The sequence below is a fragment of the Stenotrophomonas maltophilia group sp. Smal12 genome (genome assembly GCF_037079935.1).
Taxonomy (GTDB): Bacteria; Pseudomonadota; Gammaproteobacteria; order Xanthomonadales; family Xanthomonadaceae; genus Stenotrophomonas; species Stenotrophomonas sepilia.
This window is the reverse complement of record NZ_JBAWUK010000002.1, coordinates 17,299-33,290: the sequence shown is the minus strand read 5'-3', so window position 1 is coordinate 33,290 and position 15,992 is coordinate 17,299. Positions and strand designations below refer to the sequence as shown.

At 65.5% G+C, this 15,992-nt stretch carries 17 protein-coding genes and 1 tRNA gene; 8 read left to right on the top strand and 10 right to left on the bottom strand.

Annotated elements, in window-relative coordinates; genetic code table 11:
* The first annotated feature begins 50 nt into the window (after positions 1 to 50).
* The 3 genes from WDC87_RS01370 to coaE are packed head-to-tail and all read left to right on the top strand — an operon-like array spanning position 51 to position 2,800.
* Positions 51 to 1,310, top strand: a complete 1,260-nt coding sequence (locus WDC87_RS01370; RefSeq protein WP_049416954.1) for a type II secretion system F family protein — start codon at positions 51 to 53, stop codon at positions 1,308 to 1,310.
* A 3-nt stretch (positions 1,311 to 1,313) separates the two neighbouring features.
* Positions 1,314 to 2,177 carry an A24 family peptidase gene (locus tag WDC87_RS01365; RefSeq protein WP_049416956.1) on the top strand — a complete coding sequence of 288 codons (864 nt, stop codon included), beginning with the start codon at positions 1,314 to 1,316 and terminating at the stop codon, positions 2,175 to 2,177.
* An 11-nt stretch (positions 2,178 to 2,188) separates the two neighbouring features.
* A complete protein-coding gene (gene coaE / locus WDC87_RS01360; protein ID WP_252744558.1) occupies positions 2,189 to 2,800 on the top strand; it encodes a dephospho-CoA kinase in 612 nt (203 codons plus the stop codon).
* Positions 2,801 to 2,973: 173 nt separating this feature from the next.
* Here coaE and WDC87_RS01355 read toward each other — a convergent pair whose 3' ends face one another.
* The 8 genes from WDC87_RS01355 to WDC87_RS01320 form a co-directional block, all read right to left on the bottom strand.
* Complete coding sequence (locus WDC87_RS01355; protein ID WP_053499205.1) at positions 2,974 to 3,360, bottom strand: hypothetical protein; 387 nt, start codon at positions 3,358 to 3,360, stop codon at positions 2,974 to 2,976.
* A gap of 534 nt (positions 3,361 to 3,894) precedes the next feature.
* On the bottom strand, positions 3,895 to 5,265 hold the full coding sequence (locus WDC87_RS01350) for a HAMP domain-containing sensor histidine kinase (protein WP_053499207.1): 1,371 nt from the start codon (positions 5,263 to 5,265) through the stop codon (positions 3,895 to 3,897).
* Positions 5,228 to 5,905: a response regulator transcription factor gene (locus WDC87_RS01345; RefSeq protein WP_005410804.1), complete on the bottom strand. Its 678-nt coding sequence runs from the start codon at positions 5,903 to 5,905 to the stop codon at positions 5,228 to 5,230. The genes WDC87_RS01350 and WDC87_RS01345 overlap by 38 nt, the downstream gene beginning before the upstream one ends.
* 162 nt (positions 5,906 to 6,067) lie before the next feature.
* On the bottom strand, positions 6,068 to 6,529 hold the full coding sequence (locus WDC87_RS01340) for a hypothetical protein (RefSeq protein WP_111177538.1): 462 nt from the start codon (positions 6,527 to 6,529) through the stop codon (positions 6,068 to 6,070).
* A gap of 115 nt (positions 6,530 to 6,644) precedes the next feature.
* Complete coding sequence (locus WDC87_RS01335) at positions 6,645 to 7,115, bottom strand: hypothetical protein (protein ID WP_252744557.1); 471 nt, start codon at positions 7,113 to 7,115, stop codon at positions 6,645 to 6,647.
* 94 nt (positions 7,116 to 7,209) lie between these two features.
* Positions 7,210 to 7,689, bottom strand: coding sequence for a hypothetical protein (locus tag WDC87_RS01330; RefSeq protein ID WP_252744556.1), 480 nt, complete (start codon positions 7,687 to 7,689; stop codon positions 7,210 to 7,212).
* A 258-nt stretch (positions 7,690 to 7,947) separates the two neighbouring features.
* Entirely contained in the window at positions 7,948 to 8,826 is an 879-nt protein-coding gene (gene rimK / locus WDC87_RS01325) for a 30S ribosomal protein S6--L-glutamate ligase (protein WP_057494737.1), read from the bottom strand.
* 97 nt (positions 8,827 to 8,923) lie between these two features.
* A complete protein-coding gene (locus WDC87_RS01320; RefSeq protein WP_061479300.1) occupies positions 8,924 to 9,166 on the bottom strand; it encodes a hypothetical protein in 243 nt (80 codons plus the stop codon).
* Between the two features lie 145 nt (positions 9,167 to 9,311).
* Here WDC87_RS01320 and WDC87_RS01315 point away from each other — a divergent pair, with 145 nt between their 5' ends.
* Positions 9,312 to 9,815, top strand: coding sequence for a hypothetical protein (locus tag WDC87_RS01315; protein WP_143592541.1), 504 nt, complete (start codon positions 9,312 to 9,314; stop codon positions 9,813 to 9,815).
* A gap of 50 nt (positions 9,816 to 9,865) precedes the next feature.
* Here the strand turns inward: WDC87_RS01315 and WDC87_RS01310 are convergent.
* Both WDC87_RS01310 and WDC87_RS01305 read right to left on the bottom strand, forming a co-directional pair.
* Positions 9,866 to 9,939 (bottom strand) — tRNA-Gly (locus WDC87_RS01310).
* 117 nt (positions 9,940 to 10,056) lie between these two features.
* On the bottom strand, positions 10,057 to 11,910 hold the full coding sequence (locus WDC87_RS01305; protein ID WP_053501089.1) for an autotransporter domain-containing esterase: 1,854 nt from the start codon (positions 11,908 to 11,910) through the stop codon (positions 10,057 to 10,059).
* A 207-nt stretch (positions 11,911 to 12,117) separates the two neighbouring features.
* On the opposite strand from WDC87_RS01305, the gene thiS reads away from it, so the two are divergent.
* The 4 genes from thiS (at position 12,118) to WDC87_RS01285 (ending at position 15,829) form a co-directional block, all read left to right on the top strand.
* Complete coding sequence (thiS, locus tag WDC87_RS01300; RefSeq protein WP_005418796.1) at positions 12,118 to 12,318, top strand: sulfur carrier protein ThiS; 201 nt, start codon at positions 12,118 to 12,120, stop codon at positions 12,316 to 12,318.
* A gap of 107 nt (positions 12,319 to 12,425) precedes the next feature.
* Positions 12,426 to 13,220 (top strand): thiazole synthase, encoded by a 795-nt coding sequence (locus WDC87_RS01295; protein WP_005418798.1) that lies wholly within the window; start codon positions 12,426 to 12,428, stop codon positions 13,218 to 13,220.
* The gene (gene trmB, locus WDC87_RS01290; RefSeq protein ID WP_053501092.1) at positions 13,220 to 13,954 is read left to right on the top strand and encodes a tRNA (guanosine(46)-N7)-methyltransferase TrmB; all 735 of its coding nucleotides are present in this window, start codon (positions 13,220 to 13,222) and stop codon (positions 13,952 to 13,954) included. The genes WDC87_RS01295 and trmB overlap by 1 nt, the downstream gene beginning before the upstream one ends.
* Positions 13,955 to 13,981: 27 nt before the next feature.
* The gene (locus WDC87_RS01285; protein ID WP_005418803.1) at positions 13,982 to 15,829 is read left to right on the top strand and encodes an SLC13 family permease; all 1,848 of its coding nucleotides are present in this window, start codon (positions 13,982 to 13,984) and stop codon (positions 15,827 to 15,829) included.
* Positions 15,830 to 15,992 lie beyond the last annotated feature (163 nt).

Below are 15,992 nucleotides of genomic sequence, written 5' to 3'. Positions count from 1 at the left end.
CATCTTGAGCTAGACACCCGCCTGGGGATGGCGGGTCTTGGGGAGCCGATATGTCTGTCAGTGGCAGTGCAATGAAGAAAGAACCCGTGGCGCGCAGCACCACGGAACTGCAGCCGTTTGTATGGGAGGGGACCGACAAGCGGGGTGTGAAGATGAAAGGCGAGCAGATGGCAAAGAACGCCAATCTGTTGCGCGCAGAATTGAGACGCCAGGGCATCACGCCCAAAGCGGTGAAGGCGAAGCCAAAGCCTATTTTCGGCAGCACAGGCAGCAGGATTACGCCGAAGGACATTGCCTTCTTCAGTCGCCAGATGGCAACCATGATGAAGTCAGGTGTGCCTATCGTCTCTTCACTCGAGATCATTGGCGAAGGGCACAAGAACCTTCGGATGAAGAGGATGATCGGAACGATCCGCGCCGATATCGAGGGCGGCTCATCCCTATATGAGGCGATCAGCAGACATCCAGTGCAGTTCGACGAACTGTATCGCAACCTGGTCCGCGCGGGCGAAGGCGCTGGCGTATTGGAGACCGTGCTTGACACTGTGGCCAACTACAAGGAGAACATCGAAACACTCAAGGGCAAGATCAAGAAGGCGCTGTTTTATCCGATCATGGTCATGGCAGTCGCCATCCTGGTCAGTGGCATCCTACTTGTCTGGGTGGTCCCTCAATTCGAAGATGTCTTCAAAGGCTTCGGAGCCGAATTGCCCGCTTTCACCCAGCTGATTGTTGGCGTTTCTCGCTTCTTGGTGTCTTGGTGGTGGCTGATCCTGTTCACTTTTGTGGGGGCGATAGTTGGCTTCATCGCAGCCTACAAGCGCTCTCCGAAGCTGCAACACACGATGGACCGATTGATCCTGAGGGTGCCAGTGATCGGCCAGATCATGCACAACAGCTCAATTGCCCGCTTTGCACGTACCACTGCAGTGACCTTCAAGGCCGGCGTGCCCTTGGTGGAGGCGTTGGGCATTGTCGCCGGCGCGACCGGCAACAAGGTCTACGAAGAGTCCGTACTGCGGATGCGTGACGACGTGTCGGTCGGCTATCCCGTGAACATGGCCATGAAGCAGCTGAACCTATTTCCTCATATGGTCATCCAGATGACCGGCATCGGCGAGGAGGCCGGTGCTCTGGACGCCATGCTGTTCAAGGTCGCCGAGTACTATGAGCAGGAAGTCAACAACGCCGTGGACGCATTGAGCAGTCTGCTTGAACCTTTCATCATGGTCATCATTGGCGGAATTGTCGGCAGCATCGTGATCGGCATGTACCTGCCGATCTTCAAGCTCGCAGGAGCGGTAGGATAAGCAATGGCATTTCTCGACCAGCATCCCGGCCTCGGCTACCCCGCCGCGGCCGCCCTGGGGCTGCTGCTGGGCAGTTTCCTCAACGTCGTCATCCTGCGCCTGCCCAAGCGGCTGGAGTGGCAGTGGAAGCGCGATGCGCGCGAGGTCCTGGAGGAACCGGACTTCTACGAGCCCCCACCACCGGGGATCGTGGTCGAGCCCTCGCATTGCCCGCACTGCAAGCACAAGCTGAGCTGGTACGAGAACATCCCGCTGTTCAGCTGGATCATCCAGGGCGGCAAGTGCCGCCACTGCAAGGCGCCGATATCGCTGCAGTACCCGCTGGTCGAGGCCCTGACCTCAGTGCTGGTGCTGGCCTGCGTCTGGCAGTTCGGCTTCGGCTGGCAGGGCTTCGGCGCCATCGTGCTGACCTGCTTCCTGATCGCCTTGTCCGGCATCGACCTGCGCACCCAGCTGCTACCCGACCAGTTGACCTTGCCCCTGATGTGGCTGGGCCTGATAGGCAACATCGACAACCTGTACATGCCGGCCAAGCCTGCCTTGGTCGGCGCGGCGGTGGGCTATCTGTCGCTGTGGATGGTCTGGTGGCTGTTCAAGCAGCTGACCGGCAAGGAAGGCATGGGCCACGGCGATTTCAAGCTGCTGGCCGCCCTCGGCGCCTGGTGCGGGCTGAAGGGCATCCTGCCGATCATCCTGCTGTCGTCGGTGCTGGGCGCCATCATCGGCTCGATCTGGCTGTACACCCGGGGCCGTGACCGCGCCACGCCGATTCCGTTCGGCCCCTACCTGGCCATTGCGGGTTGGCTGTACTTCATGTGGGGCGCGCCCGTGGTCGAGCAGTACCTGGTGATGAGCGGACTGCGCTGAGGGGAATCCCCATGAGCCGGTATGTGGTGGGCCTGACCGGCGGCATTGCCGCCGGCAAGAGCGAGGTGACCCGGCGTTTCGAGGCGCTGGGCATCGTGGTGGCCGACGCCGATCTGGCCGCCCGCGCGATAGTCGCCGCCGGCAGCCCTGCCCTGGGCCGCGTCGCCGAGCGCTTCGGCGCCGACATGCTGCAGGCGGATGGCAGCCTGGACCGGGCGCGCCTGCGTGCCCACGTATTTGCCGACCCGACCGAACGGGCGGCACTGGAAGCGATCACCCACCCGGCCATCCGCCTGCTGATGCAACAGCAGTGCGCGCAGGCCGCCAGCCCCTATGCGATTGCCGCCATTCCGTTGCTGACCGAGGTCGGTGGGCGGCAGGCCTACCCGTGGTTGGACCGGGTATTGCTGGTGGATGCGCCCGAAGCGGTGCAGCACGCGCGGCTGATGCAGCGCGACGGCATCGACGCCGCGCTGGCCGACAAGATGATCGCCGCCCAGGCCAGCCGTGCGCAGCGGTTGGCACTGGCCGATGATGTGCTGGTCAACGATGGCCACCCGGAGGACCTGCAGGCGCAGGTGGAAGCGCTGCATGAGCGGTATCTGGGGTGGGCTGGGAGTTGAGGCCGGGTTGCCGGCCAGCGGCCGGCACTACCGGAGCGCATCCACGCATTGCGGCGATCTGCCCGGCGCCAGCGTGGAATTGCTGCAGAGCCGAGCCCATGCTCGGCTGCGATCATCAAGCCGAGCATGGGCTCGGCTCTACAAAGTGTTCTGCATCCACGCATGGCGTGGACCTACTCCAACTGCAGGCGGGCATAACGGGCCAGTTCTCGTGCGCCGAGCAGCAATCCATCTACGACATCCGGGCTGAGCTGCTGATGGGCACCGCCCTGCTCGCGGGCGGCTTCGGCGGCGTGCAGCACCTGCATGAGTGCATTCAAGCCGGCCAGGGTGCGGCTGAGGCCGGCCATGGTGGCCGCCTGTGCCGGGCTCAGTCCCTCCGCTTCCAGCCGTCGACCGTCGGCTGCATCGCGCCCGTCCATGCGGGCCAGCAGCGCGGGCAGCAGATCCCTGGGATCATCGAGCAGGGTTTCGATGCGCTCGGCGACGTCGGCGGGCAGCAGGTCAGCGGCTTCGCCGATCAGGGCGTGCAGCTGGGGGAACAAGGGGCGTGCGGACATGATGAATCTCCTCGCAGACGGCGAGCCACCTGCGGTTGCGAGGTGGCGGACGGTGCGGGTTGGCGTACCGGAGGTCCGACATTCAGCAAAAAGACTCCAGCGGATTCTGATGAATCCCCACGCACCGCCCGCCGAAGCAAGGCACGCGGTGCATTTTCGACGACTGACCGAGGGTCAGTTGAAGATTGCTGAATGTTGGATTTTTTTCAGGACGCCAATCCCGGCCAGGGCACCTGCCCCGGCCGCCCCATCTGGCCATCACGCAGCGCTGTGATCTGTAAGGAAATTCTCAAGCCGCAGTTGAGGGTGCGAATGCGTGCATGCGGACACGCACGCGGCGTGGCAGCGGTCACGGTGATGTCGTGTTGGGCTTCTGGCGCATCACGACTGCGAAGTTAATTTGATGGCACAAGCGACACAGGGCGCAACACGAACCCGGTGTAGAGCCGAGCCAATGCTCGGCTCCGGGAAGCCACCGCAGCCGAGCGCGGGCTCGGCTCTACAAACGTGGAGCACCCACCAAGGTAAAGCCCCTTACAACGGCTTCGGCGAGAATGTCAGGGTGGCGATTACGCCGCGCTCGCCACCGGGGCGCACGCTGACCTGCCAGCCATACAGATCGCACAGGCGGCTGACGATCGACAGGCCGATACCACCGCCCTGCGAATGGCCGGCGTGCGTGCCGCGATAGCCGCGCTGGAACAGCTTGGCGGCATCCTCTTCGCTCAGGCCCGGTCCGCTGTCGGTTACCGACACCGAATTGCTGCCGACAAAGACGCGCACCTCACCATCCTGCGAGTACTTCACCGCGTTGCCGATCAAGTTGCCCAGCGCCACCGACAATGCGGCTTCCGGCGCATCGATCACCAGGTTGCGCTCGCCTTCCAGTGCCAGTTCCAATGGCTTGCCGCCCAGCTGTGCGCGGTGGGCATCCAGCAGCTGTTCGGCTACGCGCGCGACGTTGCTGGTGCCCTGCCCTCGTTCGTTGCGCGACAGCAGCAGCAGCGCGCCGATCAGGTCGCTGCACTGCTGTTCGGCACGCTGGATGCGCTGCAGACGCTGCAGCACCTTCTCATCCAGGCCGGGCCGGGTCAGCAGCAGCTCGGTGGCGCCACGGATCACCGCCAGCGGCGTGCGCAGCTCGTGGCTGACGTCGGCATTGAACTCACGGTCGCGCTGCACCACTTCGGTCAGCCGCGACGAATAATCATCCAGCGCCTGCGCCAGTTGCCCCACTTCGTCATCGGGGAAACGTGGCGCCAGCGGCTCGGGCTCGCTGGTGCCGCCGCGATAGGCGCGCAACCGCGCGGCCAGGTCCGAGACCGGCTTCATCACCTTCGATGCCGACCACCAGCCCAGCACCAGCGACAGCAGGCTGAACACCAGCACCGACAGCACCAGCGCGCGGTTGAGCTGCTGCCCACCGCGCACGCTGTCGGTCATGTCGTAGGCCAGGAATGCCCAGGCGTCAGGCGTCTTGCGTACGGCCAGCTTGTAGGAATAGCGCTGGCCGCGCTCGTCCACGCCGCCCATGTTGTACAGGCCATCCTTGAACTCGTACCAGTCCGGCTCTTCCTCGCGCAGCGCCTCGAACTTGTCAGGCTTGATCAGGCGCGCACGCATCTGCTGCACGGGCAGGTCGGGGTTGCGATCCGGGCTCTCGTAGAACCGCCGCACGTACTCGTTGATGTTGCGGTTCATCACGTCTTCCACCAGCTGGTTTTCCACGCGCATGCGGGCCCAGTTGGTGGCGAACGCGAACAGTGTCGTCAGGCAGAAGCCCAACAACACGAACGAGACGATGATGCGGCTGCGCAGGCGCCGCCGATACGGCGAACGCCGGCGCTCCCCCTTGGTTGCCACGGAATCAGGCTTCCGGGGTAGCGATGCGGTATCCGATGCCATGGCGGGTCTGGATCAGCGGCACTTCAAACGGCTTGTCGACCACCGCACGCAGGCCGTGGATGTGGACACGCAGAGAATCCGAGTCGGGCAGCTCTTCGCCCCAGACGCGGGTTTCCAGCTCCTGGCGGGTGACCACGGCCGGCGCGGCTTCCATCAGGGCCTGCAGGATCTTCAGCGCGGTCGGGTTGAGCTGCAGCAGCTTGCCCTGGCGGCGCACTTCCAGCGTGTCCAGGTTGTATTCCAGATCGCCGGTTTCCAGCACGCGGGTCTGCACGCCTTTGCCCCGGCGCGACAGCGCGTTCAAGCGCACTTCCACTTCCTGCAGCGCGAACGGCTTGATCAGGTAGTCGTCGGCGCCGGAATCGAAACCGGCCAGCTTGTTGTCCAGCGAGTCGCGGGCGGTCAGCATCAGTACGGGGGTCTGCTTGCGCGCTTCGTTGCGCAGCTTGCGGCAGACTTCAATGCCGTCCATGCCCGGCAGGTTCAGGTCCAGAACGATGGCGTCGAACTCGTGGACCACCGCCAGGTGCAGGCCGGTCACGCCGTCGGCGGCGAAGTCCACGGTGTGGCCACGATCCTCAAGGTAGTCGCCAAGGTTGGCGGCGATGTCGCTGTTGTCTTCGATTACGAGAATGCGCACTGGGACCTCTGGTTCTTGAAGGGTCGTCGGGGGGCCAGGCCCACCTGCTCAGGATGCCCCTGTGCGGGTGGACGCGACGTCTACCTGCTGAACGATACAGGTTCCATTCTTAACATTTCGTACCGAAGGGACGACACCGGCAAACGCCCCCGGGGCGAGCGCTCAGCGGCTGATGCGCTGCTGGTCGGTCAGCGCCCGGCGGCTGTCTTCCTGGGCCTTGCGACGCTGGGCCACGGTCAGGCAGACACTGGTCGGCATGTTGCTGCCGGTCAGGCGCTCGCGGCGGCAGATCATGCGGCTGTCGGCCTGGGCGCGGGTCATGATGGTGTTGACGATCTCCTGCTCGTTGAACAGGTCGTTGCGCTCCTGCGGGGCCAGCTCATCCAACTTCTCGCGGCCATTCATCTTGATCCGGATCCGGTTCAGCGCCTGCTGCACGCGGCTCTTGTCCTCCAGCCCGATCTCGCTGTAGTCCTCGCTGCCCATGGCCGTTTCAACGCGGCGGATCTGCTCGGATACCGGGGTGAAAGAATCCATCTGCACGGTGTCCTTCTGCGCCTTGGCCTGCACGGTGGCCACCAGGCCGAGCGACAGCATCAGGGCGAGCATAGTGGTGCGGTACATGACGAGCTCCATGTTCGTCCATGAATAGGGTCTCGACTTTACGGTTGCGCCGATGCGTCCACAAGGGACGCACGGCAGGGTGACCGATGGCGGCCTGCGACCGGTCCAACCACGGTTACGGCTTGTAGTTGTTGAAACGCTGGTTGTCGTTGAGGGCCTTGCGGCTGTCTTCCTGCGCCTTGCGGCGCTGGGCCACGGTCAGGCAGACGCTCTGCGGCATGTTGCTGCCGGTGGTGCGCTCGCGGCGGCAGACCATGCGGCTGTCGGCATGGGCGCGGGTCATGATCGTGTTGATCACTTCCTGGTCGTTGAAGATCTCGGTGCGGTCCTGCGGGCTCAACTGCTCCACCCGTTCGTGGTCGCCCATCTTGATCCTGATGCGGCCCAGCGCCTGCTGCACGCGGCTTTTGTCTTCCAGACCGATCTCGCTGTAGTCCTCGGTGTTGATCGCCGTCTCAACGTTGCGGATCTGTTCGGCCACCGGTGCGTTGGCGTCGAACCTCACCTGCCCTTTCTCGGGCTTGGCGTGCGCGGTGGTGGCCAGTGCCAGGCCCAGCATCAGGGCGAAGGGGGTCATGCGCTGCATTGTTACCTCCAGGTTCTTCCATGAGTGGAAAATCGGCCCTGCGGTGCCACCGATACGCCGTTACGGCACCCCGGTGGACCGAAAGGCGGTGCGGTCAACGCCCGGCGGGCGGTGGGCTGAGCGTGTTGTAGCTGCGCTGGTCGTTGATCAGCGCCTTGCCTTTCTCTTCGATCCGGCGCCGTTCGGCCACGGTCAGGCAGCGGCTCCTGGGCATGTTGCTGCCGGTGGTGCGTTGGTACCTGCAGATCTGCCGGCTGTCGTCATGGCCACGCGCCATCAGGGTGTTGATGCGTTCCTGCTCGTTGAAGACCTCGGCCTGCAACTGCGGCGGCAGCTCCTGCACGGTCTGGCGTTCGCCCATGTGCTGGCGGATACGCGACAGCGCCTGCTGCACCTGGCCGCGATCCTCGGCAGACAGTTCGGCATAGTCGGGGGCAGCCAGCGCGGTTTCCACCCGGCGCATCTGCTCGGCGACCGACCCCTGCCGGTCCATCTGTACAGCGACTTTCTCCGGCTTGGCGGCAACAGCGCCAGACAGGCCCAGCAGCAACGCGATCGTCATGATGCGGTACATCGCCAACCTCCCGATCCATCCCGGAACGAAGGGCCAACTCTACGACCGTCACGCGGCCTCCACAAGAGACCTTGGGCACAGAGCCGACATGCATAAAAAAGGCCCAGACGGTGCACCCGCCTGGGCCTGAAGTCGTATCCCGATACCGATCCTGCTGAGAGGCAGAGCTGCGGTTCGCTGAAGCCTACGCCGACGCCGATTAAAGCCTCGTTAAAGCCTTGGCTCATTTACCCATGAGAATCTCAACCCCATGAATAATCAGGGTTTTTTGACCTTCTCTACGTGTTCGATGATGCGTGTGGCCACGTCCACGCCGCAGGCCGCTTCGATGCCCTCCAGCCCCGGCGTGGAGTTGACCTCCAGCACCAGCGGGCCGCGCGCGGAGCGGATCAGGTCCACGCCGCACACCGACAGGCCCAGCGCCTTGGCCGAACGCACCGCCACCTGCTGCTCGGCGCGACTGGCCTTGGCCGCCACGGCGGTGCCGCCGGCGTGCAGGTTGGAGCGGAAGTCGCCCTCCGGTGCCTGCCGCTGCATCGACGCCACCACCTGGTCGCCCACCACGAAGCAGCGCAGGTCGGCGCCCTTGGCCTCGCCGATGAATTCCTGCATCAGGAAGTTGGCGTACAGGCCGCGCAGCGCTTCGACAATGCCGCGCGAGGCACTGGCCTTTTCGGTCAGGATCACGCCGCGACCCTGGGTGCCTTCATTGAGCTTCACCACATGCGGCGGCGGGCCGAGCATGGACAGCAGATCGACGGTGTCATCGGGGTTGTCGCCGAACACGGTGACCGGCATGTCGATGCCCTTGGCCGCCAGCAGCTGGTGCGCGCGCAGCTTGTCGCGCGAACGCAGGATGGCATCGGACGGATTGGGCGTGCGTGCGCCCATCAGTTCGAACTGGCGCAGCACGGCGGTACCGTAGCGGGTGATCGAGGCACCGATGCGCGGAATGACCATGTCCACGCCGGTCATCGGCCGGCCCTTGTAGTGCATGGAAAAGCCATCGGCGGCGATGCGCATGTAGCAGCGCAACGGGTCGAGGATGCGCACGGTGTGGCCACGCGCGCGTGCCGCCTCGACCAGCCGACGGGTGGAATACAGGGAGCTGTTGCGGGACAGGATGGCGAGCTTCATCGCGGAGGGATCGGTCGGCAGGCGCGCAGCATAGCGCGGGCGTGTGGCGGGCGGATGATGCCCGTCGCCGACGATCTCGAGCGTTGTGGATGAAGCTTCAGCTGTCCCGTTCAGCACTGGCCTGGAAGCCACGGGCCGCTTCGCCCAGCGCCGCCACGCAGGCCATCTGCAGGGCAGAATTGCTGAACGCCTGCTGGTAGATCTGCTCGAGCAGTTTCGCGGCCTTGGGACCACCGGCACGCCCGAGCGCGCGCACGGCCTCAAGCTGCTTGTTCGAGCCGACGCCGGCTGAAAGAAAGATCCGATGGATGCGCTCGACGACGTCGTTCCGGCAGTTCATGGAAGGCAGCTCCTGATCAGTATCCGCTCACGCTAGCCGCTCAGTGCCGGCCTGCCCATGGGAAAAGTTTGAAGCGTTACGCGCCCCTCCGCAGCGCCTCTAGGAGTTCTACGAAAATGTCGCTTTCGGCTGGAAGCAGGCGAGCGTGCCGATCACCATGGAAGCTCCTCCCAAAGCGGAAATCCCGATGTCGAAAATGGAGCAACTTGCACAGAAGCTGCAGCAATCCGCACACGCGGAGCAGGCCAGGGCCGCCGCCATCGAAAAGCAGTACCAGGACTGGATCCAATCGCTGCATGTGCTGTTCGACACCCTCGAACTGTGGCTGCAACCATTGGTGCAGGCGCAGGTGGCCACGCTGCGTCGGGACACGGTCACCATCACCGAGAATCCGTCATCCGGGGAACTGAAAACCTACGCGGCCCCCGCACTGACCCTGAACGTCAATGGCAAGGCCGCCGCGATCAAGCCTCTGGCCCGCTTCTGCTTCGGCTGCCAGGGACGGGTGGATATTCTGGCCCGGGAAAACCAGTGGCACCTGACACGGCACTTGGAGCCGGACGAGGTCTGGTACCTGCACACGCATGATCGCGCCCAGGGACGCGTGCTGGACGCGGACGCGTTGGCCGCGGTGTTCGCGGCGTACTGAGGCGGTCTGAAGGAACCTGCGCGGCGGAAACGCGGCGCGGTCTTGAAGGATGGAGCGGGCGATGGGAATCGAACCCACGTCAGTAGCTTGGGAAGCTACAGCTCTACCATTGAGCTACGCCCGCAGTGCGCGGTGAAAGTCTATGCGGTTGGCCCGGTGTTGCGCAATGGCGGCCACCGCATCCGCGAGGGGTCAGAGCCCTTTCCTCGCGGAAAGGGCTCCGACCCCCGGCGGTTGCTGCTTAGAACGTGCCGCTGAAGTTGGCGAACAGGGTGGCGTCCTGCGCGCGCTTCTGGCCGGTCGACGCGCTCAGGCCGAAGTTGCTCTGCAGGCCGAACAGTTCGGTGCGGGCACCCAGCACGACGGTGGCGTAGTTCTTGTCGAACTTCAGGCCCGGCACGCGGTAGCTGCCCAGTTCCGGCAGGGTCTGCAGCCAGGCGCTGGCCTGCTTGGTGTCCTCGAACTCGTGGTCGTAGGTCACCTGCGCGTACGGCTTGAGGGTGCCGCCATCGAAGCGGGCCTGCCAGCCGATGCGGCCGACGGTCGAATCGACATTCTGGCGGTCGTAGCCCAGCGCGGTGGCCAGCGTGCCGGCCGCGGCGCTTTCGGTGTAACCGTCGATCTTCACCTTCTGCCAGATCACCGAAGCGATCGGGCCGTGACGGAAGCCGCCTTCGGTGCCGAACTCGTAACCGGCGTTCAGGGCGGCGGTCAGGTTGCTGCCGTCCGGCGAACCACCATGCTCACGGGTGGCCGGGCCCAGCTGGACCTTGCGGTTCACGTCATAGGACAGCCAGGTGTAGCTGACCTGACCGTTCACCCAGATGCGGTCGCCGTACCAGCCAGCGAACAGACCGGCCGAGGTGTCCTTCTGGGTGAAGTCGCCGCGGTTGTTGCCGAAGTCGGCGTTGAGGCGACCGAAACCGGCGAAGCCGCCGAACACCATGCCGTCGCGTGCCCAGTCGATACCGAACAGGCCGGCCGGGGCCAGCCCGTCGTACAGGTCGGCGTGGTCGTAGCGCTGCAGGTCGCCCCGCACGCCACCCCACCAGGACAGGCCGTCAGCCGGACGACCGCCCAGGTGCATGCTGACCTGGTCGGCGCGCGAGCGGCCGATGGTCTGCGCCGAGTGGCTCAGCACCTGCTGCAGGCGCGGCGCTTCCAGCACCGAGACTGCGTACTGGCCCAGCAGCTGATGGCCGGCGGTGGTCGGGTGCACGCCATCGGCGAACAGGTAGGTGTTGGCCGCATCCGGGCTGACGTAGCTGGTCGGGTTGCAGGTCAGGATGCTCTGCGTCGAGTTGGCCGGATCGATCTTGCAGGCGGTGCTGGTGACGTTGGTGAAACCGTACATGCCCGGGTTGGCGGTCACTTCACGCAGGATGCTGAAGGTATCGAGCGGAATGAACTCGATGCCCGCCTGCTTCAGGCCACCGTACAGGGCCTTGTTGTAGCCGGCCGACAGTGCGGTGGCGGCGGCGGCATTGGGGCCGCGGAACTGTGGGGTGATGCCCACATCCGGCAGGTTTGGTACCAGCACGTACTGGGCGCCGGCCTGCTTCAGCGCACCCACCAGCGCGATCTGGTCGGTGACCGCTGCGCCGATGATGCCCTGCACCTGGGCCTGCGACGCGCCACCTGCCGCCGCACGGGTGGCCGCGAACAGATCATTGGCGCCTCCCCATACGGTGTACAGGGCGTTGCCGTCGGCCTTGCCACCGTTCGCAGCAAGGTAGCGGGTTGCTTGCGACTTCAGCGACGGAATCACGCCCAGGCCACCGGCCTCGTCCACTGACACGCGGGCACCGCCGACTGCATAGTTATCACCGCTCTGGCCGTTGCCGTTGGCGGCGCCATTGAGGCCATAGTAGTTGGCGACCTGCTGCGACCACACCCAACCCGGGTTGGTGGTGAACTGGCCGGTGACCGGACGCACATCGGCCGGCAGCAGCGGGCGGAAATAGCCGGCGTCGGTCAGGCTGTCGCCGAAGAACACGGCCTTGGAATACGGGGATTCGCCTGCCATGGCCGGAACCGCGGCCAGCGCGATCGCGGCCGCCATCAGGGAGCGGATCGGGCGTTTGCTGAGCAGCATGTAAGAAACTCCTGTGGGGATATCGTTGAGGACCCGGCGGACGTACGCCGGCGCACGGTGAATGGTTTCACTGCGCCGCCTTTTGCTCACGCTGCGCCGCCGCATGGATTGTCGCCCGGCAGCGTCGGACAACGCTGTGCCGGGGCTGGCGGCCGAGGCAATTTGCAAGGGTTCCGATCCGCGAAGGCCATAGGCGACAATGCGGCGATGAACATCCAGCTCAACGGCGAACCCCGTACCCTGCCCGCCTCGGCGACCCTCCACGATCTGCTGCAGGCAGAGCAGCTGCTGCAACGCCGGGTCGCGGTCGAGGTCAACGGCGAGATCGTCAGCCGCAGCCGCCACGGCGAGCACGTGCTGGCCGAAGGCGACGTGGTGGAGATCGTGCACGCGCTGGGTGGGGGCTGAGACCTGCGCGGGTGCTCAGGGGTCAGTATCCCTTTGCCGGTGGCAAAGGGATCTGACCCAGCACTCTACGTGACCCCATCTTCAGGCGGATAAGCGATAATCGCGCCATGAACGTTCATGTCTCCCCCGATTCGCTGGTGATCGCCGGCAAGACCTATGGCTCGCGGCTGCTGACCGGCACCGGCAAGTTCAAGGACCTGGAAGAAACCCGCCTGGCCACCGAGGCCGCTGGCGCCCAGATCGTCACCGTGGCCATCCGCCGCACCAACATCGGGCAGAACCCGGGCGAGCCGAACCTGCTGGACGTGCTGCCGCCGGAGCGCTTCACCATCCTGCCCAACACCGCCGGCTGCTACACCGCCGAGGACGCGGTGCGTACGTGCCGCCTGGCCCGTGAGCTGCTGGACGGCCACAACCTGACCAAGCTGGAAGTGCTGGGCGACCAGAAGACCCTCTACCCGGACGTGATGCAGACCCTGAAGGCTGCCGAGCAGCTGGTCAAGGACGGTTTCGAGGTGATGGTCTATACCTCCGACGACCCGATCCTGGCCAAGCGCCTGGAAGAGATCGGCTGCGCTGCGGTGATGCCGCTGGCCGCGCCGATCGGTTCGGGCCTGGGCATCCAGAACAAGTACAACCTGCTGCAGATCATCGAAGACGCCAAGGTGCCGATCATCGTTGATGCCGGCGTGGGTACCGCGTCGGACGCGGCGATCGCGATGGAGCTGGGCTGCGACGGCGTGCTGATGAACACGGCCATTGCCGGTGCGCGCAGCCCGGTGCTGATGGCCAGCGCGATGCGCAAGGCGGTCGAGGCCGGCCGCGAGGCCTTCCTGGCCGGGCGCATCCCGCGCAAGCGCTACGCCAGCGCCTCCTCGCCGGTGGACGGGCTGATCGGCTGATGACCAATCCTTTTGACAGCGCCGGTTCCAAGGCCCCGCCCAAGCCCTTCACCGTGAGCGAGGGCCGCCGCGAGGTGCGCAGCTTCGTGTTGCGCCAGGGCCGTTTCACTCCCGCCCAGCAGCGCGCATTCGACGAACGCTGGCCGCGCTTCGGCATCGATTACAACGGCCAGCCGCGTGACCTGGACGCCACCTTCGGCCGCCCGGCACACAAGGTGCTGGAGATCGGCTTCGGCAATGGTGCCGCGCTGCGGTTCGCCGCCCAGCACGACCCATCGCGCGACTACATCGGCATCGAGGTGCACGCCCCGGGCGTGGGCCGGCTGCTGAACGCGCTGGCCGAGGACAATGCCGACCACGTGCGCCTGTACCACCACGACGCGGTGGAAGTGCTGCAGAACGAGATCGCCGACGGCGCGCTCGATGAAGTGCGCATCTACTTCCCGGACCCGTGGCACAAGAAGCGCCACAACAAGCGCCGCCTGCTGCAGCCGGCATTCGCCGAACTGCTGGTGCGCAAGCTGCGCCCGGGGGGCCGCCTGCACTGCGCGACCGACTGGGAAGACTACGCCGAGCAGATGTGGGACGTGCTCGACGCCACCGCCGGCCTGGTCAACCGCGCCGGCCCGCGGGGCAGCGTGCCGCGCCCGGACTGGCGCCCGCAGACGCACTTCGAGACCCGCGGCCAGAAGCTCGGCCACGGCGTCTGGGACCTGTTGTACGACCGCACCTGACGATCGCCTGAGGACGCCGCGCCCCACATGGATACCGCGCTGACGCTGACCAACGACATGAAGCTCGTGCTCGGGCTGGTCGGCTTCACGATGGCGATGTTCCTGTTCGAGCGCATCCGCGCTGACGTGGTGGCGCTGGTGGTGCTGGTGGTGCTCGGTGTCACCGGCCTGATCGCGCCGGAGGAGATCTTCGGCGGTTTCTCCGGTAACGCGGTGATGAGCATCATCGCCACCACCATCCTCGGTGCGGGCCTGGACCGCACCGGGGCCCTGAACCGGCTGGCGGCCTGGCTGCTGCGGCGCGGCCACGGCGTCGAGCAACGGCTGCTGATGATGACCACCGCCATCGCCGGCCTGAACTCGTCCTTCATGCAGAACCCGTCGGTGATGGCGTTGTATCTGCCGGTCGCCTCGCGACTGGCGGCGCGCACCGGGCTGACGATGCAGCGCCTGCTGCTGCCGATCTCGGCGGCGATCGTGATGGGCGGCGCGCTGACCATGGTCGGCAATTCGCCGCTGATCCTGCTGAACGATCTGCTGGCCTCGGCCAACAACAACCTGCCTTCCGGCCTGGCCACCATCGAGCCGCTGCGCATGTTCGCGCCGCTGCCGATCGGCGTGGCGTTGCTGATCGCTTCGTTGCTGTACTTCCGCTACTACGGCGACCGCAAGCTGATCGAAGAGGAAAGCCTGGTCAATGACGGGGTCACCCCGGCGCGCACCGAGAGCTACTTCGCCAAGACCTATGGCATCGAAGGCGATGTGTTCGAGCTGGTGGTGACCGCCGAGAGCCCGCTGGTGGGCATGACCCTGGGCGAGGCCGAGACCCTGCACGATGCGCCACTGCTGCTGGCCCTGAAGACCGGCAACGACACCCGCCTGGCGCCGCCGGCGGAGATGCGCATCTGGGTCGGCAGCGTGCTCGGTGCGATGGGACCGCGCCAGCAGATCAGCGACTTCGCGCAGAACCAGTTCCTGCGCATGTCCTCGCGCCTGAAGCACCTGGGTGACCTGTTCAACCCCAGCCGTGCCGGCATTTCCGAGGCAGTGGTGCCACCGACCTCGAACGTGATCGGCAAGAGTGCGGCCGATCTGCGCCTGCGCAAGGAGCGCGGCATCAGCCTGCTGGCGATCAACCGCGACAAGCAGGTGATCCGCGAGGACGTGCGCGACGTGCAGCTGCGCGCCGGCGACATGCTGGTGTTCCACAGCATCTGGACCGACCTGGCGCAGGCCGCGCGCAGCCGTGACTTCGTGGTAGTGACCGATTACCCGACCGGCGAGCAGCGCCCGCACAAGTTCAAGATTGCGATGGCGATCTTCGCGCTGACCATCCTGATCGCGCTGACCAGCAAGCTGCCGGTGGCGCTGACGCTGATGACCGGCGTGGCCGGCATGCTGCTGACCGGCGTGCTGCGCATGGACGAGGCGTATGCCTCGATCAACTGGAAGACGGTTTTCATGATGGCCGGGCTGATTCCGCTCGGCTGGGCGATGGATTCCAGCGGCGCGGCCGCGTGGGTGGCCGGCCATACCATCGACAAGCTGCCGACCGGCATTCCGGTGTGGGTGCTGGAGGTGGCGCTGGCGCTGCTGACCACGGCGTTCTCGCTGGTGATCAGCCATGTGGGTGCGACCATCGTGATGGTGCCGATCGCGGTGAACCTGGCACTGGCAGCGGGGGGCAACCCGACCGCGTTCGCGCTGATCGTGGCGCTGTCAGCGTCCAACAACCTGATGACGGCCTCCAACCCGGTGATCTCGATGATCACTGGCCCGGCCAACTACACCCCGCGCGAGATGTGGCGGGTCGGCGGCCCACTGTCGCTGATCTACACCTGCGTGGTGGTGCTGATGATCAACCTGATGTTCTGAGGGTTGGGGTTTGTTGGCAGGGCTGCGCCCTGCACCCGCAGAAGCCGAAGCAACAGCAACAGCAACAGCGTGCATTCCGTGGGATGGCGGGGGTGGGTCCGGTTGCGGGGGACGCTGCAAGTACGTCCCTGTAAGCTCGGTCACCGCATCCATGCGGCTCACG

Coding starts and splice junctions, on each gene's coding strand:
- WDC87_RS01370 (WP_049416954.1), top strand. CDS start 51: ATGTCTGTCAGTGGCAGTGCAATGAAGAAAGAACCCGTGGCGCGCAGC.
- WDC87_RS01365 (WP_049416956.1), top strand. CDS start 1,314: ATGGCATTTCTCGACCAGCATCCCGGCCTCGGCTACCCCGCCGCGGCC.
- coaE (WP_252744558.1), top strand. CDS start 2,189: ATGAGCCGGTATGTGGTGGGCCTGACCGGCGGCATTGCCGCCGGCAAG.
- WDC87_RS01355 (WP_053499205.1), bottom strand. CDS start 3,360: ATGTCCGCACGCCCCTTGTTCCCCCAGCTGCACGCCCTGATCGGCGAA.
- WDC87_RS01350 (WP_053499207.1), bottom strand. CDS start 5,265: ATGGCATCGGATACCGCATCGCTACCCCGGAAGCCTGATTCCGTGGCA.
- WDC87_RS01340 (WP_111177538.1), bottom strand. CDS start 6,529: ATGTACCGCACCACTATGCTCGCCCTGATGCTGTCGCTCGGCCTGGTG.
- WDC87_RS01335 (WP_252744557.1), bottom strand. CDS start 7,115: ATGCAGCGCATGACCCCCTTCGCCCTGATGCTGGGCCTGGCACTGGCC.
- WDC87_RS01330 (WP_252744556.1), bottom strand. CDS start 7,689: ATGTACCGCATCATGACGATCGCGTTGCTGCTGGGCCTGTCTGGCGCT.
- rimK (WP_057494737.1), bottom strand. CDS start 8,826: ATGAAGCTCGCCATCCTGTCCCGCAACAGCTCCCTGTATTCCACCCGT.
- WDC87_RS01320 (WP_061479300.1), bottom strand. CDS start 9,166: ATGAACTGCCGGAACGACGTCGTCGAGCGCATCCATCGGATCTTTCTT.
- WDC87_RS01305 (WP_053501089.1), bottom strand. CDS start 11,910: ATGCTGCTCAGCAAACGCCCGATCCGCTCCCTGATGGCGGCCGCGATC.
- thiS (WP_005418796.1), top strand. CDS start 12,118: ATGAACATCCAGCTCAACGGCGAACCCCGTACCCTGCCCGCCTCGGCG.
- WDC87_RS01295 (WP_005418798.1), top strand. CDS start 12,426: ATGAACGTTCATGTCTCCCCCGATTCGCTGGTGATCGCCGGCAAGACC.
- trmB (WP_053501092.1), top strand. CDS start 13,220: ATGACCAATCCTTTTGACAGCGCCGGTTCCAAGGCCCCGCCCAAGCCC.
- WDC87_RS01285 (WP_005418803.1), top strand. CDS start 13,982: ATGGATACCGCGCTGACGCTGACCAACGACATGAAGCTCGTGCTCGGG.